This window comes from Streptomyces sp. NPDC002676 (assembly GCF_053592455.1).
This window is the reverse complement of sequence record NZ_JBSFVT010000005.1, coordinates 404,565-429,348: the sequence shown is the minus strand read 5'-3', so window position 1 is coordinate 429,348 and position 24,784 is coordinate 404,565. Positions and strand designations below refer to the sequence as shown.

General features: G+C 73.6%; 17 protein-coding genes. 11 read left to right on the top strand and 6 right to left on the bottom strand.

Going from position 1 to position 24,784, the window contains the following annotated elements; translation table 11 throughout:
• The first annotated feature begins 44 nt into the window (after positions 1–44).
• Positions 45–959, top strand: a complete 915-nt coding sequence (locus ACWD3E_RS17890) for an ABC transporter ATP-binding protein (RefSeq protein WP_451388487.1) — start codon at positions 45–47, stop codon at positions 957–959.
• The gene (locus ACWD3E_RS17885; RefSeq protein ID WP_451388486.1) at positions 956–1,627 is read left to right on the top strand and encodes an ABC transporter; all 672 of its coding nucleotides are present in this window, start codon (positions 956–958) and stop codon (positions 1,625–1,627) included. Before ACWD3E_RS17890 ends, ACWD3E_RS17885 begins: the two co-directional genes overlap by 4 nt.
• Before the next feature lie 8 nt (positions 1,628–1,635).
• On the opposite strand, the gene ACWD3E_RS17880 is transcribed toward ACWD3E_RS17885, so the two are convergent.
• The 6 genes from ACWD3E_RS17880 to zapE all read right to left on the bottom strand — a co-directional run bounded on the left by ACWD3E_RS17880 (position 1,636) and on the right by zapE (position 7,659).
• Positions 1,636–2,490: a polysaccharide deacetylase family protein gene (locus tag ACWD3E_RS17880; RefSeq protein WP_451388485.1), complete on the bottom strand. Its 855-nt coding sequence runs from the start codon at positions 2,488–2,490 to the stop codon at positions 1,636–1,638.
• 113 nt (positions 2,491–2,603) lie between these two features.
• Positions 2,604–3,164 carry a YbhB/YbcL family Raf kinase inhibitor-like protein gene (locus ACWD3E_RS17875; RefSeq protein WP_451388484.1) on the bottom strand — a complete coding sequence of 187 codons (561 nt, stop codon included), beginning with the start codon at positions 3,162–3,164 and terminating at the stop codon, positions 2,604–2,606.
• A gap of 10 nt (positions 3,165–3,174) precedes the next feature.
• Positions 3,175–4,068: a slipin family protein gene (locus tag ACWD3E_RS17870; RefSeq protein WP_451388483.1), complete on the bottom strand. Its 894-nt coding sequence runs from the start codon at positions 4,066–4,068 to the stop codon at positions 3,175–3,177.
• A 10-nt stretch (positions 4,069–4,078) separates the two neighbouring features.
• Positions 4,079–5,590 (bottom strand): SulP family inorganic anion transporter, encoded by a 1,512-nt coding sequence (locus ACWD3E_RS17865; protein ID WP_451388482.1) that lies wholly within the window; start codon positions 5,588–5,590, stop codon positions 4,079–4,081.
• 8 nt (positions 5,591–5,598) lie between these two features.
• Positions 5,599–6,177, bottom strand: a complete 579-nt coding sequence (locus ACWD3E_RS17860) for a carbonic anhydrase (RefSeq protein ID WP_451388481.1) — start codon at positions 6,175–6,177, stop codon at positions 5,599–5,601.
• 369 nt (positions 6,178–6,546) lie between these two features.
• The gene (zapE, locus tag ACWD3E_RS17855; protein ID WP_451388480.1) at positions 6,547–7,659 is read right to left on the bottom strand and encodes a cell division protein ZapE; all 1,113 of its coding nucleotides are present in this window, start codon (positions 7,657–7,659) and stop codon (positions 6,547–6,549) included.
• A 37-nt stretch (positions 7,660–7,696) separates the two neighbouring features.
• Between zapE and ACWD3E_RS17850 the strand changes: the two genes are divergently transcribed.
• The 9 genes from ACWD3E_RS17850 to ACWD3E_RS17810 all read left to right on the top strand — a co-directional run bounded on the left by ACWD3E_RS17850 (position 7,697) and on the right by ACWD3E_RS17810 (position 24,728).
• A complete protein-coding gene (locus ACWD3E_RS17850) occupies positions 7,697–8,563 on the top strand; it encodes a pyrimidine reductase family protein (protein WP_451388479.1) in 867 nt (288 codons plus the stop codon).
• A 127-nt stretch (positions 8,564–8,690) separates the two neighbouring features.
• On the top strand, positions 8,691–9,161 hold the full coding sequence (locus tag ACWD3E_RS17845; protein WP_451388478.1) for an indole-3-glycerol phosphate synthase: 471 nt from the start codon (positions 8,691–8,693) through the stop codon (positions 9,159–9,161).
• Positions 9,162–9,316: 155 nt separating this feature from the next.
• On the top strand, positions 9,317–10,708 hold the full coding sequence (gene murC, locus ACWD3E_RS17840) for a UDP-N-acetylmuramate--L-alanine ligase (RefSeq protein ID WP_451388477.1): 1,392 nt from the start codon (positions 9,317–9,319) through the stop codon (positions 10,706–10,708).
• A 26-nt stretch (positions 10,709–10,734) separates the two neighbouring features.
• The gene (msrB, locus tag ACWD3E_RS17835) at positions 10,735–11,142 is read left to right on the top strand and encodes a peptide-methionine (R)-S-oxide reductase MsrB (RefSeq protein WP_451388476.1); all 408 of its coding nucleotides are present in this window, start codon (positions 10,735–10,737) and stop codon (positions 11,140–11,142) included.
• Between the two features lie 214 nt (positions 11,143–11,356).
• Positions 11,357–12,124 (top strand): alpha/beta hydrolase, encoded by a 768-nt coding sequence (locus tag ACWD3E_RS17830; protein WP_451388475.1) that lies wholly within the window; start codon positions 11,357–11,359, stop codon positions 12,122–12,124.
• Positions 12,125–12,187: 63 nt separating this feature from the next.
• Positions 12,188–12,895, top strand: a complete 708-nt coding sequence (locus tag ACWD3E_RS17825; RefSeq protein WP_451388474.1) for an SLATT domain-containing protein — start codon at positions 12,188–12,190, stop codon at positions 12,893–12,895.
• A gap of 99 nt (positions 12,896–12,994) precedes the next feature.
• Positions 12,995–18,154, top strand: coding sequence for an FtsK/SpoIIIE domain-containing protein (locus ACWD3E_RS17820; protein ID WP_451388473.1), 5,160 nt, complete (start codon positions 12,995–12,997; stop codon positions 18,152–18,154).
• Positions 18,151–20,151: a metallophosphoesterase family protein gene (locus ACWD3E_RS17815; RefSeq protein WP_451388472.1), complete on the top strand. Its 2,001-nt coding sequence runs from the start codon at positions 18,151–18,153 to the stop codon at positions 20,149–20,151. The genes ACWD3E_RS17820 and ACWD3E_RS17815 overlap by 4 nt, the downstream gene beginning before the upstream one ends.
• A 17-nt stretch (positions 20,152–20,168) precedes the next feature.
• Positions 20,169–24,728, top strand: a complete 4,560-nt coding sequence (locus ACWD3E_RS17810) for an FtsK/SpoIIIE domain-containing protein (protein WP_451388471.1) — start codon at positions 20,169–20,171, stop codon at positions 24,726–24,728.
• The last annotated feature ends 56 nt before the right edge of the window (positions 24,729–24,784 follow it).

The window sequence follows — 24,784 nt, the reverse complement described above, 5'->3', positions numbered from 1 at the left end:
GGAGCCGTGCCGATCAGCCGCTCCGGCCGAACGAAAATACCTGCATGCAACGTGATCTACGACTGGCCGGCGTCGGCCGCCGCTACGGCCTGCGCGGCCCCTGGGTCCTGCGCGGCGTCGATTTAATCGTCGCGCCCGGCACCCTCACCCGCATAGAAGGGGCGAACGGCACCGGCAAGTCCACCCTCCTCCGCCTCATAGCCGGCCTGGACGCCCCCACGGAGGGCCGCGTCACGGGCCGCCCCCGCACGGCCTACGTACCCGAGCGGTTCCCCTCCACGCTGCCCTTCACTCCCCTCGGCTATCTCACCCACCTCGGCACGGTGCACGGACTGGCCCGCCGGAACGCGGAGCGCCTCGCGGGCGACTGGCTGGAGCGCTTCGGCGCCGCCGCCTACGCCGGCAGCCCCATGGCCCGCCTGTCCAAGGGCAGCAGCCAGAAGGTCGCGGTGGCCCAGGCGCTGCTCGCCGCGCCGGAGCTGCTGGTGCTCGACGAGGCGTGGACCGGCCTGGACGAGGGCGCGCGGGCCGAGCTGGAGCGGGCGGTGGCCGAGCGGACCGCCGACGGGGGCGCCGTGGTGTTCGTGGACCACGACCCGCGCCGCCTGGCCGGGGTGCCCGACGCCACGTACGCCGTCGCCGACGGGACCCTCGACCGCCGTACGGAATCGGGGAGTTCAGCCGGCCTCGGCCCGCACGTCCGGGTCGTCGCGCAGGGTCCGGCGGGCGGACGGCTGCCCGCCGACGCCGCCCGAGCGGTCACCTCGGCCGAGGAGACCACCTCCGGCACCTGGCACCTCACCGTCCCCGCCTCGCACTCGGACGTCCTGCTGCGCGCCCTGCTCACGGCCCGCCCGCCCTGGCACGTGGTGGCCGTCGCACCCACCGGCCCCACCTCCACCCCCACCTCCACCCCCACCTCCACCCCCACCTCCCTTGACCCCGAAAGCCGTCCATGACCGCACTCATGCGCTACCAGGCCGACCTGCTGCTGCGCTCCCAGCGCTGGCTGCCCCCGGTGATCCTCTACGCCGCCTTCCTGGCGGTCGGTGTCCAGAGCGGCCAGCCGGTCCTGGACTCGCTCGGCTACACCGCCGCCGGGCTGCTGCCGGTGGCCGCCTGGCTGGTGCGGCTCTGCGTCACCGGCGAACCGGCAGCGGCGCGCGCCTGCGTCGCCGCGGCGCGCGGCCCCGCCCGTGCCCACCTGGCCTGCCTGCTGACGGCGCTGATCGCCGCGGCGTTGCTCGGTGTGGCGGCGACGCTCGTCGTGACGCTGATCAGCGACCCGGCGAGCAACGGCCACCGCACGCACGTCCCGCCGCTCCCCGCCTGCGCCGCCGGGCTGCTCGCCACCCTCGCCTGCGCGCTGCTCGGCTCCGCTGTCGGTGCGCTCACCAACCCGCCGCTGCTGCGCTCCACCGGACGCGCGGTGCCCGCGATGCTGCTGGCCGCGCTGCTGTCGGTGGTGGTCGCGGGCTCTCCGGCGCAGGCCGCGGTCAGCGGCCTGGTCACCGGCTCGCAGTCCGGCCGGGTGCCGGTGCCGCTGCTGCCGCTGGCCGGGGCGGCGCTGGTCACCACCGCGGCCTTCGCGGCGGCCGGCGCCCTCACCGCCCGCCGGTCCTCCTGAACAGCCGGTCACCGGTGGCTGCTGGTCTCGCCGATCAGCTCGGAGACCTTCACGAACCGGTAGCCCCGCTTGCGCAGCTCCGGCACGATCGTGCGGACGACCTCCGGGGTGGTCGGGGCGGCGCTGTGGGTGCAGTGCATGACGACGACCGAGCCCGGCTTCACCCCGTCCAGCACCTGCCGGGCCACCGCGTCGGCGTCGGTGGCGAACGCGTCGCCGCTCACCACGTCCCACTGCACCGCGGTGACCCCGAGCCCGCTGAGCGCGCGCAGCGCCTGCCGGTCGTAACAGCCGCCGGGGAAGCGGAAGTACGGCATCGGGTTCGGCACGCCCGCCTTGCGCAGGGAGGCGTACGCCCGCTCGACGTCCGTCCGCATCCGGTCCGCGGAGACCCTCGGCAGGCCGTAGCAGTCGGCGGTGAACGCGTAGTGGCTGTAGGAGTGGTTGGCGATCTCGAACTGGGGATCGTGGCCGAGGCTGCGGGCCTCGATCGGGTACTGGTCGGCCCACCGGCCGGTCATGAAGATCGTCGCCGGGACCTTCAGCGCGCGCAGGGCGCCGATGAGGTCCGGGTTGTCGAAGTGCTCGCCGGCCGCGGCACGCCGCCCCTGGTCGGCGGTCATGTCGGCGTCGAAGGTCAGTGCCACGGTCTTGCCCCGGTTGCGCGGGCCGTGCTCGAACACCGGTGTCTGACCGCCCGGACCCGGCGCCAGGACCGGAGGCCGCGCGGCGGGCGGGGACGCGGAGACGGAGGATTTGGCCGGGCCCGGCCGGGTGCTGCCCGGCGTGCCCGCGGCGCCGCAGGCGGCGAGAGCCGCGCCCAGGGCGCAGACGGCGGTGATACGGCGTACTCGTGGGATCATCCTACGAACGTAGGGCCGAGTATCCCTTTGTGTGGCGATATGTCCCGTGGCGCGTCGTACGGTCACCCGCGCGGAGGCAGCGGCCCCAGGAGCCCTGTCGGCCGCCTCGGAGCCTATCGGCCGTACCGCCCGGTCAGTGTTCCGGTCGCGAGGGTGTGGCCGGACAGGGACCGCAGGAGGTCGGCGGGGGTGGCGTCCGCGGCGAGGGGCGGGCGGCGGTCGGTGGCGTACACCGTGAGGACGTAGCGGTGCGGGCGGTCGCCGTGCGGCGGGCAGGGGCCGTCGTAGCCCGTCTTGCTGAAGCTGTTGGAGCCCTCCATCGAGCCCTTGGGGCGCTCTCCGGTGTACAGGTGCGTGCTGTGCGGGTCGACATCCCAGGCCAGCCAGTGCGTGAACGTGCCGTGCGGCGCGTCCGGGTCCTGGAGCAGCAGGGCCAGGGAGACCGTGCCCGCGGGGACGCCGGAGAAGGCGAGCGGGGGAGAGACGTCCGCGCCGTCGCAGGTGTAGCGGCGCGGGATCGTGCCGCCGTCGGGGTAGGCGGGGCTCGTCACGGCGATCCGGTGGGCGGCGGTGGGGGAGGGCGCGGACGCCGAGCCGCCGTCCCCGCCCGTACCGCACCCGGACACGGCGGCCAGCGCGACCGCGATCACCACCACTCCTCTGCCGCTGCGCATGCGCTGCCCGTCAGCCCTGGAGCTGCTCGCGCCCGCAGTCCGGCGCAGGCTCCTGATCTTCCACTACGGCCTGCTGGGGGTCGTCCGGCGCGGGCTGCTCCTGACCTTCCGTCACGGCCTGCTGGTGGCCGTCGGGCGCGGGCTGCCGGTGGCCCCTCTCCAGGAAGTGCAGCAGCTCCACCGGGATGGGCAGGACCAGCGTGGAGTTCTTCTCGGCCGACACCGCCATCACCGTCTGCAACAGCCGCAGCTGGAGGGCGGCCGGTGTGTCGGCCATCTGCTGGGCGGCCTCGGCGAGCTTCTTCGAGGCCTGCAGCTCGGCGTCCGCGTTGATGATCCGGGCCCGGCGCTCCCGGTCGGCCTCGGCCTGCCGGGCCATGGACCGCTTCATCGTGTCCGGCAGCGACACGTCCTTGATCTCCACCCGGTCGACCTGGATGCCCCAGCCCACCGCCGGGCTGTCGATCATCAGCTCCAGGCCCTGGTTGAGCTTCTCGCGGTTGGACAGCAGGTCGTCCAGGTCGCTCTTGCCGATGATCGACCGCAGCGAGGTCTGTGCCATCTGCGAGACCGCGAACTTGTAGTCCTCGACCTTCACCAGTGCGCTCGCCGCGTCGACCACCCGGAAGTAGACCACCGCGTCCACGCGCACCGTGACGTTGTCGCGGGTGATGCCCTCCTGGGCGGGGATCGGCATCGTCACGATCTGCATGTTGACTTTGTGCAGCCGGTCCACGAACGGGATGATCAGCGTCAGCCCGGGCGTGCGTGCGTCGCCCGCGACCCGGCCGAGGCGGAACAGGACGCCCCGCTCGTACTGCTTGACGACCCGCGCCGCCATCGCCAGGTACACCACGCCGGCGGAACCCACCGCCGCGGCGGCGCCCAGCAGCTCCTGGAGCATGACGACCTCCTCACCGAGAGGTCTGCTTTTGTTCGTTGCTCTCAACGATAGGACGGGCCCGGGGTGTAAGCCATGGGCGCGCGCCGGGCCCGGGATCATGGCCGTCCCAGTTCTCCAGTGCCGTGCGGCACGCGCGGTCCAGATGGTGGAGGCCGGACAGGTCGAGGCGGACCGGGCGGTCCTCGGGCAGGGACTCCAGGCTCTCGAGGATCTTCGGCAGGCGCAGGAAGGTCGCGTTGCCGGACAGGTGCGCCTCGATCGGGCCCGCGCCCTTGTCGACCACCTCCAGCCGGACGTGCGAAGCCTCCCAGGCCGTCTTGGCGACCGCCAGTGCCAGGCCGATCAGCACCCCCTCGAACATGCCGACCGCCACGATCGACACGGCCGTGGCCGCGAGGACCAGTGCCTCGCCCCGGTGCTCGCGCCACAGCGCGGCCAGCGCCCGGACCGGGACGAGCTTGGCGCCGGAGTGGATGAGGATGCCCGCGAGGGCCGGGAGCGGGATGCAGGCGAGCGCGTCCGGCAGCAGGGCCGCGAACAGCAGAAGCCAGACGCCGTGCAGCACCCGGGACGCCTTCGTACGGGCGCCCGCCTGGACGTTGGCCGCGCTGCGCACGATCACCGCGGTCATCGGCAGCGCGCCGAGCAGCCCGCACACCGTGTTGCCCATGCCCTGGGCGACCAGCTCCTTGTCGTACTCGGTGCGCGGCCCGGGGTGCAGCCGGTCCACGGCAGCCGCGCTGAACAGCGACTCCGCGGACGCGATCAGCGTGAACGCGACGACCGTGCCGAGCGCCCCGAGCCCGGCCAGCTCGCCGAACGCGCTCAGGGGCGGCGGCTGGACGGAGCCCAGCAGCCCCTTCACCTCGATGGTGGCCACCGGCAGGTCGAGCACCAGCGCGGCCACCGTGGCGAGGCCGACCGCGGCGAGCGGACCGGGCGCCGCACGCACCCGCGTCGGCGCGAGCTTCCACAGCACCAGCACCGCGATCGTGCCTGCGCACAGGGCGAGCGAGGCGAGCGCCCCGCCGTCGCCGGGGGCGTCGAGGAACGCCCCCGGCAGCCCGGCGATCTTGCCCAGTGGCGAGTCGGGAGCCTGGGCCGCCAGGGCCGGGTACAGCTGTCCGGCGATCAGGACCAGGCCGATTCCGGCCAGCATGCCCTCCACGACCGAGACCGAGATGGCCCGGAAGTAACGGCCCACCTTCAGCGTGCCCATGAGGAGCTGGAGCAGGCCGGAGGCGAGCACGATGGCGCCGAGCACCGGCAGCCCGAACTCCTTGACCGCCTCGAAGACGAGTACGGTCAGTCCCGCGGCCGGCCCCGACACCTGGAGGCTGCTGCCGCGCATCAGCCCGGTGACGAGGCCGCCCACGATGCCGGTGACCAGGCCGAGTTCGGCCGGCACCCCGGAGGCGACGGCCACGCCCACACACAGCGGGAGCGCGACCAGGAAGACGACGAGAGAGGCGGCGAAGTCCTGTCTCAGTTGGGGGAAACGGGATATGAGCGTGCTGTTCACCGGCGCGCTCACAGGGCCTCGAAGGTGTCGGTGTGCGGGCTGTGCACCCGTACGGCGCCGGTGTGCACCTCGTAGTACCAGGCGTGCAGGGCGAGCCGGCCCGCCGCCAGCGCGCGCTGCACGCACGGGTACGAGCGCAGCCGCAGCAGCTGCGTCAGGACGTGGCTGCGCACGCCCTCGGCGACCTCCGGGTCCTCGGCCGCGCCGGCCGGGCGCGGGGCGGCGTGCGCCAGCCAGTCGCGCACGGCCGGTACGGCGGTCAGGTCGTCGCCGCGCACCAGCGCGCCGACCGCGCCGCAGTGCGAGTGGCCGCAGACGACGATGTCCTGGACGCGGAGCACCTCCACGGCGTACTCGATGGTGGCGGCCTCGCTGGTGGGATGCTGCGAGGCGTACGGCGGAACGATGTTGCCCGCGGTGCGCAGCTCGAACAGCTGGCCGGGGCGGGCACCCGTGATCAGGGCCGGGACGACCCGGGAATCGGAGCAGGTGATGAACAGGACCTGCGGGGACTGGCCTTCTGCGAGTTTGGCGAACTCCTCAGGGCGCTGTCCGAACGTACGGGCGTTGTCGATGAGGGGCTGCATGTATGTGGATTCCTCCTGGCGCGCTGCAGTGGCGCGTCGGGCCTGCACGACGTTCGTGTGTGTGGGAAGCCGTCTCTCGGCAGCGGAAGACCTGAAGCGCTGCCGGCGAGTGGGCTCGGGACGATCTCGTGGTGCGGTGGTGCGGTGTTGCGGGGCACCGGGAGTGGCCGGTGGCTGCAGGGCGGTGGTCTGTCTAGTGCACCCCAAGCATAGGTCAATGGATGGTCAAGAAGATGTTAACCCCGCAAAGTCCTCTGCAAGGTCAACTGGAGGTTGCGCGCGACAGAGGGCGCAAAAGAAATGCGGGTCACGTGGCCTGAACTGGCCCGTGACCCGCATGTTTTGAGCGGTTGTCAGGAAGTTGCGCGGCTACCCGGCGATTAGCCCGTTCGAGTCACGGGCCAGCGCGGTGAGCCGGGATATCGCGCGGAAGTACTTCTTGCGGTAGCCGCCGTTCAGCATCTCCTCGCTGAACAGCTGGTCGAACGGCAGCCCGGAGGCCACCACCGGGACCTCGCGGTCGTACAGCCGGTCCGCCAGCACCACCAGGCGCAGCGCCGTCGACTGGTCCGGCACCGGGCGCACATCGGTGAGGCACACTGCCTTCAGCCCGTCGGTCAGGGCGCCGTACCGGCTCGGGTGCACCCGGGCCAGGTGCTCCAGCAGGTGAGGGAAGTCGTCCAGCGAGGCGCCCGCGGTGGCGTACGCCGCCTTCGTCACCTGTTCGTCGGAGTACGGCGCCGGCGCCTCGGGCAGGCCGCGGTGCCGGTAGTCCTCGCCGTCGATGCGCAGGGTGCGGAAGTGGGCGGACAGGCCCTGGATCTCGCGCAGGAAGTCTGCGGCGGCGAACCGGCCCTCGCCGAGCTTGCCGGGCAGCGTGTTGGAGGTGGCCGCGAGCGCCACGCCCGCCTCGACCAGCTTGCCCAGCAGCGAGGAGACGAGGACGGTGTCGCCGGGGTCGTCCAGCTCGAATTCGTCGATGCAGAGCAGGCGGTGGCCGCTCAATGTCTGCACGGTCTGCTGGAAGCCGAGCGCGCCGACGAGGTTGGTCAGCTCGACGAAGGTGCCGAACGCCTTGAGCGCGGGCTCGGCCGGGGTGGCGTGCCAGAGGGAGGCGAGCAGGTGCGTCTTGCCGACGCCGTAGCCGCCGTCCAGGTAGACGCCGCGCGGGCCGGCCGGGATCTTGGGGGTCTTCGCCCGGCCGAAACCGAAGAGGCCCTTCCTTGCGGGCCTGCCGGCGCCGGAGGCGTGCGCGCCGCCGAGCCCGCCCGCGAAGCCCTCCAGCACACCGACGGCCTCGGTCTGGCTGGGCTGCTTCGGGTCCGGGATGTAGGTGGAGAAGCGCACGGAGTCGAAGCGCGGCGGCGGCACCATCTCGGCGACCAGACGGTCCGCGGGGACGTGCGGCTCGCGGGCGCACAGGGACAGCGGGCCCGCTTCGGTCAGAGGACAGGAACCGGGGGCGGAGGTGGAGGACGACACGGTCACCCATGCTAAGCGCCGTGTCAGACTGCACGACATGCGACGCCTGTTCCCTGTGACCGACGAAACAGCAGCCCAGACCCCTGCCGGGGGCGCCGAGGGCATCGAGGCCATCGAGGCCATCGAGGGGGAGGGGGCGGCGGGGGCCGCCGGGGCTCCCGGTGCGTTCGTGGACCGTGAGTGGGGCCTCGCCGAGCTGGCCGCCGCATACGCCTACCCGCGGCCCGAGCCGGGCGCCCCGCGGCCGTGGCTGCGGGCCAACATGGTCTCCACGCTGGACGGTGCCGCCCAGCACGAGGGCCGCTCCCAGCCCATCTCCAGCGCCGCCGACATGCGGATCTTCGGCACGCTGCGGGCGCTCGCGGACGTCGTCGTCGTGGGTGCGGAAACGGTACGGCAGGAGGGGTACCGCCCGGCACGCGCGCGTGCCGAGTTCGCCGCCGCCCGCAAGGCGGCCGGACAGGGGCCGGCCCCGGCGATCGCGGTCGTCAGCGCGAGCCTGGAGCTCGACTTCTCCCTCCCGCTGTTCACCTCGCCCCTGGTGCCCACGCTGATCCTCACCGGCGCCGGGGCGGCCCCGGACCGCGTCGCCGCCGCCGAGGGGGCCGGTGCCCAGGTCCTGATCGCCGGTGAGGGCACGGGCGTCGACCCCGCCCACGCGGTACGAGCCCTCGTTGGCCTCGGTCACACCCGGCTGCTCACCGAGGGCGGGCCCCGGCTGCTCGGCCAGTTCGTGGCCGCCGGGGTGCTGGACGAGCTGTGCCTGACCCTGTCGCCCATGCTCACGGCGGGGGACGCGCAGCGCATCGCCGGGGGCCCCTCGGTCGCCGTACCGCGCCGCTTCGAACTCGTGTCCCTTCTGGAGGAAGGCGGATTTCTGTTCGGTCGTTACCGCAGGTCCTGAAAACAGCGGAATGTGTCGTTCCGTTTAGCTTTCGATGGGCACACTTAGTCCGCAGAGCCCGTGCGAGCACGGGGAAGGATGGTTTCCGCAGGGCCTGAGCGGGCCCACGGGGAGAAAGAGGCGCCCGGTGTTCACAAGCGTTCTGATGATCGAGAAGGCCCTGTCGTCCGTCGACGTGGATTTCGTCACGACCCTGCACGCGGACGAGCCGGTCTCCTTCCACGTGCTCCTCCAGCCGCGCGGAGACCAGGACCGCCTGCTGCGCGCCATCGACGACCTCGCGCTCGGCGAACTGGAAGACGCCGTCCGCGAAGGCCTGACGTCGGAGGGGGAGGCGGCGAAGGCGCCTGCCGAGCAGGCGCTGGACGTCTCTGTGCGGGCGCTGCGGGCCGCCGGGACCGAGGCGGAGGGGAGACTCGTCGAGCACCATCCGCTGGACGCGCTGAAGGATCTGGTGGCCGAGGTGGGGGCGGACGAGGTGATCGTGCTGACCGCTCCGCACTACGTGGAGGAGTTCTTCCACAGGGACTGGGCGTCGCGGGCCCGGCACAAGGTGGGGGTGCCGGTGCTGAAGCTGTTTGCGCACGGGGAGGACTAGGGGGTGGCGTGCCAGACCCCGCGACGCCGGCAAGATCCAGAAGACACCCCCTGGGTTCGCCCGAGCGGGCCGCACGCCCCCTGCAAGGTGTCCCGTGTTTCAGCGCATAGGGTAGGGACGCTCAGCCCGCACCGTAATCCTGGGGAGAAGAACGCATGGCACCCGGCCTTCCTACCGCCATGGACCGACCGCACTTCATCGGCATCGGGGGCGCCGGGATGTCGGGTATCGCCAAGATCCTCGCGCAGCGCGGCGCCAAGGTGGCCGGCTCCGACGCCAAGGACTCGGCGACCGCCGAGGCACTGCGGGCGCTGGGCGCCACCGTGCACATCGGGCACGCCGCCGAGCACCTCGCCGACGACGCCAGCTGTGTCATCGTGTCGTCGGCGATCCGCCAGGACAACCCGGAGCTGGCCCGCGCGGCCGAGCTGGGCATCCCGGTGGTGCACCGCTCCGACGCGCTGGCCGCGCTGATGGAGGGCCTGCGCCCGATCGCCGTCGCCGGCACCCACGGCAAGACCACCACCACCTCCATGCTGGCGGTCTCCCTCGGCGAGCTGGGCCTGGGGCCGTCGTACGCCATCGGCGGCGACCTGGACGCGCCCGGCTCCAACGCGCTGCACGGCGAGGGCGAGATCTTCGTCGCCGAGGCGGACGAATCCGACCGCAGCTTCCACAAGTACGCCCCCGAGGTCGCCATCGTCCTCAACGTCGAGCTGGACCACCACGCCAACTACGCCTCGATGGACGAGATCTACGAGTCCTTCGAGACCTTCGCCGGCAAGATCGTGCCCGGCGGCACGCTGGTGATCTCCGCCGACCACGAGGGCGCCCGCGAGCTGACCCGGCGGCTGGCCGGTCAGCAGGCGCGGACGGTGACCTACGGCGAGGCCGAGGACGCGGACGTACGGGTCCTGGCGATCGTCCCGCAGGGGCTGAAGAGCCAGGTCACCGTGGTGCTGGACGGCCAGGAGCTGACCTTCGGGGTCTCCGTCCCCGGCCGTCACTACGCGCTCAACGCCGTCGCCGCGCTCACCGCCGGTGCCGCCCTCGGCATCCCGGCCGCCGAGCTGGCGCCCGCCCTGGCCGCCTACACCGGCGTCAAGCGGCGGCTCCAGCTCAAGGGCGAGGCGGCCGGTGTGCAGGTGATCGACTCCTACGCGCACCACCCGACCGAGATGACGGCCGACCTGGAGGCCATGCGGTCCGCGGCCGGCGACTCCCGGATCCTGGTCGTCTTCCAGCCGCACCTGTTCTCCCGCACCCAGGAGCTGGGCAAGGAGATGGGCCAGTCGCTGGCGCTCGCCGACGCCTCCGTCGTGCTCGACATCTACCCGGCCCGCGAGGACCCGATCCCCGGCGTGACCAGCGACCTCATCATCGAGGCGGCCCGCGCGGCGGGCGCCGACGTCACCGCCGTGCACGACAAGGCGGAGGTCTGCGCCGTGATCGCGGGAATGGCCAGGCCCGGCGATCTCGTTCTCACCATGGGCGCGGGCGACGTGACCGACCTGGGCCCGCGGATCCTGGACCGTCTGTCCCAGTAGCTGTCCCAGTAGAAGGGTTGAGGCTCATGTCGTACGAGGTCGAGAAGCCGGACGAGCAGTGGCGCGCGGAGCTGACCCCGGCCGAGTACGCCGTGCTGCGCCAGGCCGCCACCGAGCCGGCCTTCCGGGGTGAGTACACGGACACCAAGACCATGGGCGTGTACTCCTGCCGGGCCTGCGGCGCCGAACTGTTCACCTCCGAGACCAAGTTCGACTCGCACTGCGGCTGGCCGTCCTTCTACGACCCCAAGGACACCGACGCGGTGGAGCTGGTCGAGGACCGCTCGCACGGGATGGTCCGCACCGAGGTCCGCTGCGCCCGCTGCGGCTCCCACCTGGGCCACGTCTTCGAGGGCGAGGGCTACCCCACTCCGACGGACCAGCGGTACTGCATCAACTCGGTCTCGTTGCGCCTGGAGCCCGACGAGGAGTGAGCAGGTACGACGGTGTCCCCCAGCCGCGGGGAAAAGGGTTGAAGGGATGACCATCGGGCTGGTAGCTTCCAGTCGACCGTGACACCGCCCGAGGAGGTGAGACCCATGAACGCTGTATCGACGTGGGTGCTCCCCCTTCCCGTCACGGCCGGCGATTGACGTAGGTGTCGCCGGGAGCGCCTCGACACCAAGGCACTCCCGAAAGGCAACACCTGTGCACTCCCTGCAGTTCACCGCCGAGTCGTCCTCGAACGGCATGCTCGAACGCGACTTCACCCTGGGCGACGTCCCCGGCGTCCTCTGGTCGCCGGCCTCCAAGGCAGCCGACCGCGCGCCCCTGATCCTGATGGCCCACGGCGGCGGCAACCACAAGAAGCACCCGGCGATGTCCGGCCGCGCCCGCCTCCTCGTGGCCGGCTGCGGCTTCCACGTCGCCGTCATCGACGCGCCCGGTCACGGCGACCGGCCGCGTACGGCGCACGACGAGGCGGAAATCGCCGAGCTGTACCGGGCGAGGGCGGCCGGCGAGCCGGAAGGCCCGATCGTCGTGCGCTACAACGACCACCTTGCGGAGCTCGCCGTGCCCGAGTACCAGGCGACCCTGGATGCCCTCCAGGAACTCCCGGAGATCGGCACCGCCGGGCCGGTCGGCTTCTGGGGCATCAACATGGGCACCGCGATCGGCGTACCGTTCGTGGCGGTCGAACCCAGGATCACGGCCGCGGTCTTCGGTCAGCACTGGCCCGATGTCCTGGCCGAGAAGGCGAAGCAGATCACCATCCCGATCGAGTTCGACATGCAGTGGGACGACGAGCACATCCCGCGCGAGGCCGGTCTCGCGCTGTTCGACGCCTTCGCCTCGAAGGAGAAGACGCTGCACGCCAACTCGGGCAAACACAAGGAGCTGCCCAGGTTCGAGGCTGACAGCGCGGTCCGGTTCTTCGCCCGGCACTTCGGCCGAGCGGTCACGCCGCCGGCCTGACGTGCGCGGTTGCGGCGTCCGGCTCGCCGGCCGGGCGCCGCGTCACGTAGCCGACCCGGTGTTGTGATTTCGGCTACCCTCGTACTCGAATTCCCTGCTGAGGAGGGTGAGTTGACGGGGAGCACAGGGGCTGTCCAGCCGGACGGGGGAAGGGCTCGTGGGCGGGACCTGCGGAGCCGGGGGTTTCCGGTGCTCGCCACGGGTACGGCGGTGGAGCGGCTGGAGTCGGTGCAGGCGCTGCGCGCCTGGGCCGAGCAGGAGGCCGAGGACGCCATCGCGTGGTACCTGGAGGACAAGCGGCTCAAGCGGATCGGATCCCGGGTCATCCGGGGCTTGATGATCGCGCTCGCCACGACCGGCACGGTGATCCCGCTGGCCGGCGCGGCCACGGGTGCGGAGATCCAGAGCTGGGGCTATGTGTTCCTCGCCGCAGCCGCCGGCTGCAAGGGCTTCGACCACTTCTTCGGACTCTCCATGGCCTGGATGCGTGACATCACGGCGGCGCAGGCGCTGCGCGGCGAGTTGAACGCGTTCCGGCTGGCCTGGTCGGCGGAGTTGCTGCGCGATGTCACGGGCCAGCCCGAACAGGCGGTGATCGAGCGCCGGTTGACGCTGATCGGCGGGCTGGTCGGCAAGGTGCGCTCGCGCGTCGAGGCAGAGACCGCGGACTGGACGGCGGAGTTCCGAGCCGGGCTTCAGCAGCAGGACCAGACCGGGCACGCCATGGCGTTGCCGGCGCCCCGGGAGGCCGGCGCGGCAGCGCACCGCTGACGGGTCGACTGCCCGCCTCCGTCCCCCTGGTCCACCTGCTCCACCTGGTCTCCCTGCTCCGCTCCGCTTCGCGGACCCGCCGGCTCCCGAGGATGTGCCATGCCCCCTTGGTCTCGTTCCCCCCGCTCAGCAAGCCGGACGCGACACGCGTACGGCCCGCAGCCGGACGCGAGCCCGGCCGACGGTCTGTTGGTGCGCTCCGACCCGATGGGCGCGCGGCTGCTGGAACGGGTCCTGCACTCGCTGGCCGAGCCCGCCTCCCTGCTGCCGCGGCTCGGCGCCGTCTGGCTGTGGGGCGACGAGATCGTCGCCGAGCTTGCCGACGCCTCGGGCCGTACGCTGCCGGACCCGTGGCGGACGGGCCCGGACGCGCGCCGGTGGTTCCTCAGCCGGGAGAGCGCGAAGGTCTACGCGGACCGCGAAGTGGCGGCCGAGACCCTCCACTTCCCCCACCTGGTGAGCGTGGGCACGGGGGACGACCTGCGGCTGCTGCTCAATCTCGATGCCGGCACCGGGCTGGGCACCGTGACCGGCCCGCGCGGCCATCGGCTTGCGCTCCTGGAGGCGGTCGCCGCCGAACTGGCCACGGCACCGTGGTCGGGCCAGGTCCGCGTCACCGGTGTCGGGGTGGCGCACGACCTCGCCTCCTCGTTACCGGACCGGGTGGAGTTCCTGCCCGACATTCCGGCCCTGATCGAGTCGATGGCGGGCGGCCCGGAGCCGGACGCCGTGCTCACCGGCTGGGCGGCGCGCCCCGCTCATCCGGCGACCGCGAGCCGGGTCGTACTGATCGGCACCGACCTGGGGTACGACGAGGCCCGGCAGCTCGCCGCGCTCGCCGCCCGGGGCGGCAGGACGGGACCGCGGATCCTCACCGGCACGATGTTCCCCAGCCTGCCCGGCGCGGGCTACGAGATCCAGCTCGCCCGCGACGGCAGGATCTCCGCTCCGCTGCTGGGCGTGGACGCGGCACCGGAGTCGGCACCGCCCGCCCGCGCCCGCACCAGGCCGGCGCCGCGGACGGAACGGCCCCCCTCCTGGTCGGCCGGTCCGCTCGTCCCGGGCTCGCGGCCCCGGGCGCTCGCGGGCGCCCACTGGACGTTCACCGCCGTGCTGCCGGACGGGTCGGAGGCGGACGTCGTCCTCGAGGCCGACGAGTCGACGCCCGTGCGGGCCGTCACGGACCAGCTGGCCCAACTCGCCCCGCGCGGCACGGAATCCGACCTGTTCACGAGTGAAGGGGCACGGCTCGCGCGGTACGCGACGCTGGCGCAGACGCCCCTGTACGACGGCTGCCGGGTCCACCTCGGCGCGCCGCCCGAGGGCGGGGCGAACGCCCAGGACGGCGGGCTGAGGCTGACGTCCGAGGGGTTCGCGCGGTTCCGCGACGCGTATGTGTCGCCGGCCGCGGGCGGGATGCTGGCGTTCGACCGGCAAGCGGCCGGTGAGAACGCCATGCGCGGAGTTCCGGCGACGGGCGGCCGGGACGAGCTGCCGACACCGTCCCGGACCCCTTTCCTGATCCAGCTGCTTCACTTGGCCTACCTGGCCTACAAGCCCCGCCGGCGCGGCCGGGCACTCGACCGGCGGCCCCGCGAGACGAGGCCGCGCTTCCCCGACTCCTTCGAGCTGCCCGGCCAGGTCTTCGGGGCGCCCGCCCGCCTGTGGGAGCGCGGACCGGACCACCCGGACCACCTCGTCCTGCGGGTCGGCCGCGGCGCGGGCGCGGCCCCGGTCACCCTCGACCTGCGGCGCGGCGGGGGCGTCGGCATCGCCGCCGACCGCGATGTCGCCCGCAGGCTGGCCGGCTGGCTCGTGGCCCAGACGGTGCTGCTGCACCCGCCCTCCGACGTCGCGGTGCGGGTGCTCACCGACGAGTCGGGGGAGAAGTTCTGGCGCTTCGCCCGCTGGCTGCCGCCCGACGGGCTGATGTCCCGAGGCGGGCGGCCGGTGCGGATCAGCCGCGAGCCCGCCGCCCACACCCGGCACCTCGACGAAGCCGCGCTGATCATCCACGAACGGCTGCGGGGCGAGCGGGGCGCGGGGGCGCTCTGGGGCGACACCACGCTGCTGCTGGTCCTCGACGATCCGGCGGCGCTGCGCACGGCACCCTGGGCCGAGGAGGTGCTGCGCCAGGGGCCGGACGTCGGGGTGTACGTCATCTGCCTCGCCGAGAACGAGCAGCAGCTGCTCGACCCGAACGGCACCCGCCTGGTGGCGGACGGCACCGGAGTGTGGGTCACCGACCTCGCCGAGGAGGACGGCGGCACGGGACAGCGGTGCGTGCCCGACCAGTGGGTGCCGGCCCAGCTCGACGCCGTGGCCCGGCTGCTCGCCCCGCTGCGCGACGCCATCGCCGCACCCGCCGAACCCCCGGCCGAACGCCTCCTGGACCTGCTCGACCTGGACCCCCCGACCGCCGAGCGGATCCGCGACCGGTGGCAGGGCACCCCACGCTCCCCGGCGGCGGTCCTCGGCGGTTCGGCCGGCCGGCCCTTCGTCCTCGACCTGCGCGCCGACGGCCCGCACGCCCTGGTGGCCGGGATGGCGGGCTCCGGGATGGAGGAACTGGTCTGTGCCTGGCTGACCGCGCTCGCCGTGGCGAACCGCCCTGACGAACTGAACCTGCTCTTCGTCCACCACGACGGCGGTGAGGCCTTCGCCCGGGCCGCCCGGCTGCCGCACACCGTCGGCGTGCACACCGCGCTCGACACCTACGCGGCGGCCCGCGGACTGACCGCCCTCGACGCGGAACTCACGCGCCGGCAGCGGCTGGTGAAGGAGGCAGGGGCGCGCGACTTCGAGCAGTACTCGGTGATCCAGGCCACCGACGCCACCGACCTGCCGGCCCTGCCCCGCCTGGTGCTGGTCGTCTCCGATCTCGCCCAACTCCGCGAAGAACTCCCGGCGTTCATCCACGGCCTGGTCGACGCCACCCGGCAGGGCCCGGCGCTCGGTGTCCACGTGGTGTTCGCGACCCGCCGCCCCTCCGACGCGGTCACCCCGGACCTGCTCGAATGCGTGCCCCTCAGGATCGTGCTGCGGCTCGCCGACCCAGCCGACAGCGAGTTGCTGATCGGCACCCCGGGCGCCGCACGGCTGGACCCCGGCCCGCACGGGCTCGTCCATGTGCGCCGCGCCTCCGGCGCGCTGGAGCTGTTGCGCCGCGCACGGCTGGGCGAGCGGCAGGACGAACCCTCCGCCGCGCCGGGCGCCGTCCGGCTCCGGGTGACGGACTGGACGGGCGCCCCGCAGCAGAGCGCGGTGCGCACCCCCGTGGCCGCGGGCACGGCGGGCGGAGAACTCACCGACCTCGTCCGTGCCGTGGGACAGGCCGCGACCGCCCTGGACGACCTGCCCGCGCCGCGCGTCCCGTGGCCGCCCCCGCTGCCGCCGTCGGTGCGGCTGAAGGAGACCGCCGTCGGCCCGGACGCCCTGTGGCCCCTGCGGCCCCGCCCGGCAACGCGCACCCCGGTCGTCTTCGGGCTGCGCGACGACCCCGGCACCCAGGGCTTCCGGCAGGCCGCCTGGGACCTCGACCAGGACGGGCCGCTGCTCGTCTCCGGCGACGCGGGCAGCGGGCGCACCCAGCTGCTGCTCACCCTCGCCGTCGCGGTCGCCGAGCAGTACAGCGTGGAGGACGTCCACCTCTACGCCATCGACTGCGGCTCCGGGGACCTGGGCGTCCTGACCGACCTGATGCACTGCGGGGCCGTGGTGACCACGGACGAGACGGAGCGGCTGCGGCGCCTCGTCGACAAGCTGGTCAACACCGTTCGCAGCCGCCAGGAACTCTTCACCCGCTCGGGCATCAGAAGCCTGCACGGGCACCGGCAGGATCGCCGCGGCCGGGAGAAACCGCCGTACCTGGTGCTGCTGCTCGACGGCTGGGAGGAGTTCCTGGACTGGGTGCAACGCACCTCCAGCCATCAGTGCGGACTGGACCTGCTCGACCTGCTCCAGGACACCCGGACCGGCATCTGCCCCGTCATCACCGGAGGCCGGCAGGTGCTGGGTCTGCGCCACGGCTGGTCGGACTCCACCACCCTCGTCCTCAGGCAGGCCGACCGCAGGGACTACCAGCGGGCCGGGCTCCAGGGGCGCCCGCTGCCGCCCGTGTTCGGACCCGGCCGGGCCTTTTACGCGGGCAGCGGAGCGGAGGCGCAGATCGCGCTGCCCGACCGGATCCAGGAGACCGTGACCGAGACCCGGCAGCGCAACGCCGGCGTGCCCCTGGAGCGCAAGCCGTTCCGCATCGGCAGCAGCGCGCTGGCCGCGGACCGGTTCTCGCTCGGCCCGGCGGGCCGGCCCGTGGGCCGCGAGGACGTCTTCGCCTGGCTGAACCGCAACTACCGGGACGGCACGCCCGCCGCGCTGCTGGGGCCGCGCCGGGCCGGCAAGTCGTGGATCGTCAAGGAACTCCAGGAGCGGATGCGCTCCGAGGCCCTGGGCAACGTGCAGAAGGTGGTCACCCTCTCCAACCTGGACGGCCTCGGCTCGCAGGACGACCTCGCCGTCCGGCTCATGCCCGAACTGGCCGAAACCGCCCGGCCCGCCGAGGAGTTGATGCGCCTGGCCGGAGCGGGCAGCGGCTCGTCCCGGCTGGTCCTGCTGCTCGACGAGGTCGGGCGGCTCACCTGCTACGAGCCCGCCGCCGTCTCCTGGCTGCGCGACCTCGGACAGGAGGGCGCGTGGCTCGTCTACTGCGGCACCTACAAGGACTGGAACGACACCCTGCGGCACGCGCTGAAGGAACCCGGCTCCAGCTTCGGCAACGACGTCAACCACTTCACACTCGGCCCGCTGGCCGAGCCGGACGCCCGCGAGTTCCTGATCGGCACCGCGGAGAACGAGAGCCTGGTGATCCCGTCCGTCACCGCCGACCGCATCCTCAAGGACGTGGGCCCCTGGCCCTTCTACCTCCAGGTGGTGGGCGACGCCCTCGTCCGCGCGGCACGCGCCGGCAGCACGCTGGCCCTCGGCGACGACCGGGAACTCAGGTCGCTCATCGAGCGGGAACTCCTCGTGAACAAGGCCGACGTCTTCCGCTCCCGCTGGAGTGAACTCGGCCCCGCGGCCCGCGAGGCCCTGCTCGGGGCACGCGGCAGCCTGCCCAAGGACCCGAGCGCCGCGCAGGGCCAGCAGCTGCGTGAGGTCGGGCTGCTGCTGCCCCAGAACAAGTGGCTGACCGACCGGCCCTTCTTCGACTGGATCGACTACGCCTACCAGGAACTGCACGACGAGGAGCAGCACCGATGAGCCACTACCGGCCGAGCCGGTCGTACGAGCGGAACCTCGACATCAGGTTCCACGGCACGGACGTTCCGGAGTGGGCGCGCCCGCTCGTCGAGGGCTGGGCGCCCAACGACGCCTGCTGGCTGGTGGTCATGCCGCGCCGCGCCGGCAAGAGCTGGCTCGCCGGCGCCGTGAAGGAGGCCCGCACCCCGGGGCGCACCCGGCTGGTCGACGTGCGCCGCGAGGCCGACGTGCGCAGGGCGGGCCTGACCTGTCTGACGAGCACCAAGGCGGCCCGGCCGCAGCTCGGCGACATGGAGGTCGTCCTCGTCGACGAGCCCGCCATCAGCCCGTCGAGCGGACCGGGCAAGGACCCCGCCACGCTGGCCGACGGGCTCAAACGACTGCGGGAGGAAGGCGTCGTACCCGTCGTCTTCGCCACGCCCGCCGAGCACGAGCTGCTCGCTCCGCACCTGGGCGCCGACGCCCTCAAGGACATCGTGCCCCCGCCGCCGCTCACGGACGAGGAGGCCGCGCGCATGGCGGAGCGCACCCCCGAGTGGGCGCCCGGCCTCGTGGCCCGGCTGCGCGCCGAGCAGCCGGGCTGGCTGCTCACGCCCTTCCTGCTGGAACTCGCCCTCCAGAAGGCCGAGGCCGAACCCGCCCTGCGCACCGACCCGGCGGCGCTGTCCCGCCGGGCCGGTGAGGAGGCCACGTTCCACCCGCACATCTACATCGAGCAGTGGTTCCACAACGGCCTGTCCGCCGGGCACCGGGCCGCCCTCCGGCGCGAACGCTGGCGCCGCGCCGGGCTGTCCTTCGACTCCGACGCCCGCGACGCGCAGACCCTGAAGGTGCTGCCGCCGGTCGCCGAGGACCCCGTGCTCGCCCACCACCTTCCCGAGGTGCTCCGCATCCACCAGGTGTCCGATCTGCACTTCGGCGGCGAGCACCGGTCCAACGTCGACCAGAAGGACCGTACCCAGCTGGGCTCCGCCCTCGCCCGGCTCACCGGCGACGGCAGCCCGCTCAGCGGCTACCTGGAGCACGTCCAGCACCTGGCCGAGCAGGGCCGGGCCCCGCACCTGGTGATCGTCTCCGGCGACCTGGTCGACCGCCCGGTGGACGCCAACGGGCGGGAGGCCCTCGACTGGCTCGACCGGCTCGCGGGGCTGCTGGCCGGCCACCCCGACCTGCGCCCGGACGATCCGCGCATCCTGCTCGTCGGCGGCAATCACGACGTGTCCTGGGACCGCTGCCTCGACGAGCGGCCCGGGGCCCGGCACGAGTGGTTCGCCGAGACCTTCCGGGCCTACCCGCACCCGGAGCTGGACAAGGCGGACCACGACGCCCGCCTCCTCTACGTGCGCTACGCCGACGCCTGCCTCCGGGTCGCGCTGCTGGGCTCCGCCGAGTCCGGGGGCGAACCGGTCCGCAACGAAGACCGCGACCGGGTACGCCAACTCCTCGCGGAACTCGCGGTGTCGGAGGACCACACCGCCGTCGCCGAGCTGATGGGCAAGCTCGAACGCCACGACCCCGCAGTGGTGGCCCACCCCGTGCTCAGGCGGCTCGAGAGGGAGACCGGCAGCGTGAACCTGGCCGTCGTCCACCACCCCCTGTCCCCGGTGCCCGCCGTGGAAGTGGCGCCGTACGCCGGTGTGGTGAACGCCGGTCAGGCCAAGCAGGCCCTCGCCGAGGCGCACACGGCCCTGGTGCTGCACGGGCACACGCACCTCGGCTTCCTGGCCGCGGAACGGCTCATCGACCGGGACCGGGAGCGGCCCTGGACCACCCGCATCGCCGGCGCCCCCGCGCTCGCCAGCGTCCACTCCAACGAGGAGAACGGCTACAACGAGGTGTACATCGCCCGCGAGGGAGCCGAACACTCCCTGGCGGTGCGCACCGTCCGCCGGCGCGGCGGCCAGTGGAAACCGGACCTCGCCATCGCCTTCCGTCCCGGCGCGGCCGACGAGTGCGCCTTCGACGAGCTGGGCGCCGACCGCTCCCCGCGGCACTGACACAGGGAGGGCCTGCCGTGCGACTCACCCTCACCGTCACCGACCCCCGGGCCGGGACCTCGGCGGACGTCGTCCTGGACGCCGAGCCCGAGTCACCGGTCGGCGAGGTCGCCCGCACGCTGGAGCGCCGGCTCGCCGGGGAGCCCGAGCGCCGGTCCGACCGGGACCCCACCGACGACCCGCCGCCCCTGTACGCCGACGGACTCCTCGTGGACCCGGCCACGCCCCTCGTCCGCTCCCCGCTGGCAGAAGGGAGCGTCGTCAGCCTGTACACCCCGGCCGGCTGCCCGCCCCGCGAGGTCACCGGCATCGTCGAACTGCGCGTCGCCGGCGGGCCGGACGCCGGGGCCGTGCACCGGCTGGGGCTCGGCCGGACGGACATCGGCCGGGGACCGGCCGCGCACGTCCGCATCGACGATCCCGAGCTGGCCGAGCGGGCCCTGACCGTCACGGTCGGCACCGACGGCAGGTGCACCGTGCAGGCGTACGACGCGGGGGAGCAGGTCACGCTGGACGGGATGCCGCTGCGCAAGCGCGCCGGCCGTGACCTGGGCCGCGACGGGTCGGTGACCGGCCCATGGCCCGTCGACTCGCAACTCGCCGTCGGAGGTTCCCTGCTGGAGCTGGTCGCCTACACACCCCCCGACGCCGTCCTGCGCCCCTCCGCGGACGGCAGCGCCTTCGCCTTCGAGCGCCCCCGGCGGCTGTTCTCCTCCGCGAGCCGGAGCCGCGACCCGCTGCCCCGCCGGGCGCAGCGATTCGCGGGGCTCCTCGCCCAGGCCGAGGTCCGACTGCTCGGGGTGATGGCGCTGGGCGTCACCGTGGTCGCCCTGGCGGGCCCTCTCCCGTGGTACTACGCGCTATCGGCGCTGCTGATCCCGGTGTTCGTGCTGTTCGACCGCTGGATCGGCAGGGAGATCGAGGCGCGGAAGAGAGCGGAGGCGGAGGTGGCCCGCAGGCCTCTGACCGCCGAACTCCGCCGCCGCCGCCGCGAGGCCCCCTCGCCGGCGGCCGTCCTCTCCGTCGCCACCGGCCCGCGCATCGGTCTGTGGGAGCGCCGCCCCGGCGATCACGACCACCTGCTGCTGCGCGTGGGCACCGGCCCGGCGGCCGAGGGCAGCTCGCGCGAGGAGCGGGAGGAGGGGCAGTCCCCGGCGATCGAGGACGCGCCGGTCACCCTGTCGCTGCGCGAGCTGGGCGTGATCGGCTTCGCCGGGCCGGGCGACTCGGCCTCTGCGCTGGCGCGCTGGGCGGTGGCCCAGACGGCCGCCCTGCACAGCCCCGTCGACGTCGCGGTGTACGTCCTGACGCTCAAGGGCGCGCACGACTCCTGGGACTGGCTGCGCTGGCTTCCGCACGCCCGCCCCGTCGGCGGCGTCGACGCCCACGTCACCATCGGCATGGACGCGGAGACCGTCGGGGCCCGCATCGGCGAACTGGTCCGGTTCCTCGACGCCCGCAAGGCGGACCGGGAGGGCGGCGCCGCGGACGGGTCCGCCCCCGACATCGTCGTCGTCTGCCACGGTTCCCGGCAGCTGCGCTCCCTGCCCGGCATGGCCCGGCTGCTGCGGGAGGGGCCCGCCGCGCAGATCCACGTGCTGTGCCTGGACGAGGAGGAGCGGTTCCTTCCCGGCGAGTGCCGGGCCATCGTCGTCGCCGAGCCCCGCGGCGGCTCGCCGTCCCGCGACCCGTGGCGTGCCTTCGCGCCGGAGGCCGGGCCCGACCCGGACCGCGGCACGCCCGTGGAGCCGCGCCTGCGGATCGAGTGGGCCGACGGACGCCGGTTGCGCGACGTACGGCCCGACCTCGTCGCGCCCGCGTGGTGCGAGCGGCTGGCCCGCTCCCTCGCCCCGCTGCGGGACGCCGGCGGCGAGGCCCAGTCCTCGGCGCTGCCCGCCCAGAGCCGCCTCCTCGACGTCCTCGGACTCGACGAGCCCACCGGTGAGGCCATCGCCGAGCGCTGGGCGTCGAACCGTCCGTCGACCCTCGCCGTCATCGGCGAGAGCTACGACGGACCCTTCGGCATCGACCTGCGCCGCGACGGGCCCCACGCGCTCATCGCGGGCGTCTCGGGCTCCGGCAAGTCGGAGCTGCTGCAGACGATCATCGCCTCGCTCGCCGTCGCCAACTCGCCCGAGCACCTCACCTTCATGCTGGTCGACAACAAGGCCGGTACCGCGTTCCACGGCTGCGCCCGGCTTCCGCACACGGTCGGCATGGTGACCGACCTCGACCCCTACCTCGTACAGCGGGTCCTGGACTCGTTCGCCGCCGAGCTGAGACGCCGCGAGCAGCTGCTGGCACTCGCCGGCGCCAAGGACATCGACGACTACCACGACCTGCTGCGCAGCACGCCCGGCGAGCTGGAGCTGCTGCCCCGGCTGGTCGTCGTCGTCGACGAGATCGCCGCGATGGCGCGCGACCTGCCCGAGTTCATCACCGGAATGATCAACGTGGCGCAGCGCGGCAGATCCCTCGGTGTCCACCTGGTGCTCGCCACCCAGCGGCCCAGCGGCGTCATCTCCACGGAGATCCGCGTCAACACGAATCTGCGGATCGCGCTGCGGGTCACCGACAGCGTCGAGTCGTACGACATCGTGGACTCGCCCGAGGCCGGGGCGATCCCGAGGTCCACGCCGGGCCGCGGATACGCCCGGCTCGGCCACGCGTCCCTCATCCCCTTCCAGACGGGACGCGTGGGCGGGCTGCGTCCCGACGCCCCGGGAGCGCGCCCCCGCGCCCCCTGGGCCGCCCGTCTGACCTGGCCGGATCTGGGCCGCTCGGCCCTGGCGGCGCCCCGGCCGGCGCCGGAGCGGGGTGCGGACGCGCGCACCGATCTCGACGTCCTGGTCGACGCCGTCCGCGCCGCCCACCTGGCGCTCCGCATCCCGCCCCCGCACGTTCCGTGGCTTCCTCCGCTGCCCGAGGTGCTGTCACTGGACGAGCTGGAGGTGCCGGACGAGCCGGCCGAGCCGGACGAGTCGTTCGAGCTGCTTCCGCCGGACGTGACCGGCTCCACCGCGGACGCCGAGCGGGAGGCGCGCCCCGGTGCCCTCCCCCCGGTGGTGTTCGGTGTCGAGGACCTGCCCACGGAGCAGCGCCGCCGCCCGGTCCGCGTCGACTTCGCGGACTTCGGCCACCTGCTGATCGCCGGCGCACCGCGCTCGGGCCGCTCGCAGGTCCTGCGCACCCTGGCCGGGGCGCTGGCCCGCGCCCATTCCTGCGCCGACGTGCACCTCTACGGCATCGACTGCGGCAACAACGGACTCGCCGCGCTGGCCGGACTGCCGCACTGTGGGGCCCTGGTCACCCGCCGCGAGACCGAACGCGCGGACCGGCTGCTGTCCCGCCTGACGGACGAACTGCGGCGCCGCCAGGACCTGCTGGTCCAGGGGGGATTCAGCGACGTCACGGACCAGCGCGGCCGGGTCGGGCCGGCGCTGCGGCTGCCGTACCTGGTCGTGCTGCTGGACAACTGGGAGGGCTGGCTGCCGACCTTCGGCGAGTACGACCACGGCCGGCTCACGGACGCGCTGCTCGTGCTGATGCGGGAGGGCGTGGCCGCCGGCATCCACCTCGTCGTCACCGGCGACCGGCAGCTGCTCACCGGCCGGATCGCCTCCCTGACCGAGGACAAGTACGCGCTGCGGCTGGCGGACCGCTCCGACTACACCCTGCTCGGTGTCCGTCCGGGCGAGGTCCCGGACGCGCCGGCCCCCGGCCGGGCCGTCCGGGCGGGGCCGGGCACGGAGACCCAGTTCGCACTGCTGACCGGGGACGCGACGGACCAGGCGCAGGCCGAGGCGCTCGCCGAGATCCAGGCGGCGGCGGTCGCCCGGGACGAGGGCGTTCCCGAGGAGCGGCGGCCGTTCCGGGTGGACGCCCTGCCCGGCCGCATCGGGTTCGACAAGGCATGGCAGCTGCGCGACCGGCGGGGCGCGCGGTCCCGGCTGTGGACACTCGTCGGCGTCGGCGGGAACGAGCTGACCGGCTACGGCCCCGATCTCGCCGAGGGCGTCCCGGCGTTCGTCGTCGCCGGGCCGCCGAAATCGGGCCGCTCCACCGCGCTGCTGAACGTGGCCCGGTCCTGCCTCAACCAGGGCGTGCGCCTGGTCCTGGCGGTGCCGCGTCCGTCACCGCTGCGGGAGCTGAGGGGGCGGGAGGGGGTGCTCGGGATCTTCATGGGCACCGACATCGACAAGGACGTGTTCGAGGAGACCCTGCGGCCGGCCTCTCCCGAGCGGCCGATCGTGGTGATCGTGGACGACGGGGAGATCCTGCGCAACTGCGACGCGGAACCCGTCTTCGAACGCCTGCTCCGGGACGGCGCCGGGCGGGGGCTCGCGCTTGTCATCGGCGGGGACGAGGAGGACGTCTGCGCGGGGTTCTCGGGCTGGCAGGTCGACGCGAAGAAGGCCCGGCGCGGACTGCTCCTGTCGCCGCAGGACTCCACGTCGGGCGACCTGATCGGCGTCCGGGTCCCGCGCAGTTCGGTCGGCTATCCGCTGCAGCCCCGCAAGGGCCTGCTGCATCTCGGCGACGGCCGGCTGCTGTCCGTGCTGATTCCGTCGCCATGACACCCGGATGCCGAATCTTTGTTCGGGATGTGGCGGGTGGGGCTGGTGCCCGGCTC

What these genes read in the sequence shown, in the direction of transcription:
- ACWD3E_RS17815 (WP_451388472.1), top strand. Translation starts at nt 18,151, where the DNA reads ATGAGCCACTACCGGCCGAGCCGGTCGTACGAGCGGAACCTCGACATC.
- ACWD3E_RS17860 (WP_451388481.1), bottom strand. Translation starts at nt 6,177, where the DNA reads ATGCAGCCCCTCATCGACAACGCCCGTACGTTCGGACAGCGCCCTGAG.
- ACWD3E_RS17875 (WP_451388484.1), bottom strand. Translation starts at nt 3,164, where the DNA reads ATGCGCAGCGGCAGAGGAGTGGTGGTGATCGCGGTCGCGCTGGCCGCC.
- msrB (WP_451388476.1), top strand. Translation starts at nt 10,735, where the DNA reads ATGTCGTACGAGGTCGAGAAGCCGGACGAGCAGTGGCGCGCGGAGCTG.
- ACWD3E_RS17885 (WP_451388486.1), top strand. Translation starts at nt 956, where the DNA reads ATGACCGCACTCATGCGCTACCAGGCCGACCTGCTGCTGCGCTCCCAG.
- ACWD3E_RS17870 (WP_451388483.1), bottom strand. Translation starts at nt 4,068, where the DNA reads ATGCTCCAGGAGCTGCTGGGCGCCGCCGCGGCGGTGGGTTCCGCCGGC.
- ACWD3E_RS17880 (WP_451388485.1), bottom strand. Translation starts at nt 2,490, where the DNA reads ATGATCCCACGAGTACGCCGTATCACCGCCGTCTGCGCCCTGGGCGCG.
- ACWD3E_RS17850 (WP_451388479.1), top strand. Translation starts at nt 7,697, where the DNA reads ATGCGACGCCTGTTCCCTGTGACCGACGAAACAGCAGCCCAGACCCCT.
- murC (WP_451388477.1), top strand. Translation starts at nt 9,317, where the DNA reads ATGGCACCCGGCCTTCCTACCGCCATGGACCGACCGCACTTCATCGGC.
- ACWD3E_RS17820 (WP_451388473.1), top strand. Translation starts at nt 12,995, where the DNA reads ATGCCCCCTTGGTCTCGTTCCCCCCGCTCAGCAAGCCGGACGCGACAC.
- ACWD3E_RS17890 (WP_451388487.1), top strand. Translation starts at nt 45, where the DNA reads ATGCAACGTGATCTACGACTGGCCGGCGTCGGCCGCCGCTACGGCCTG.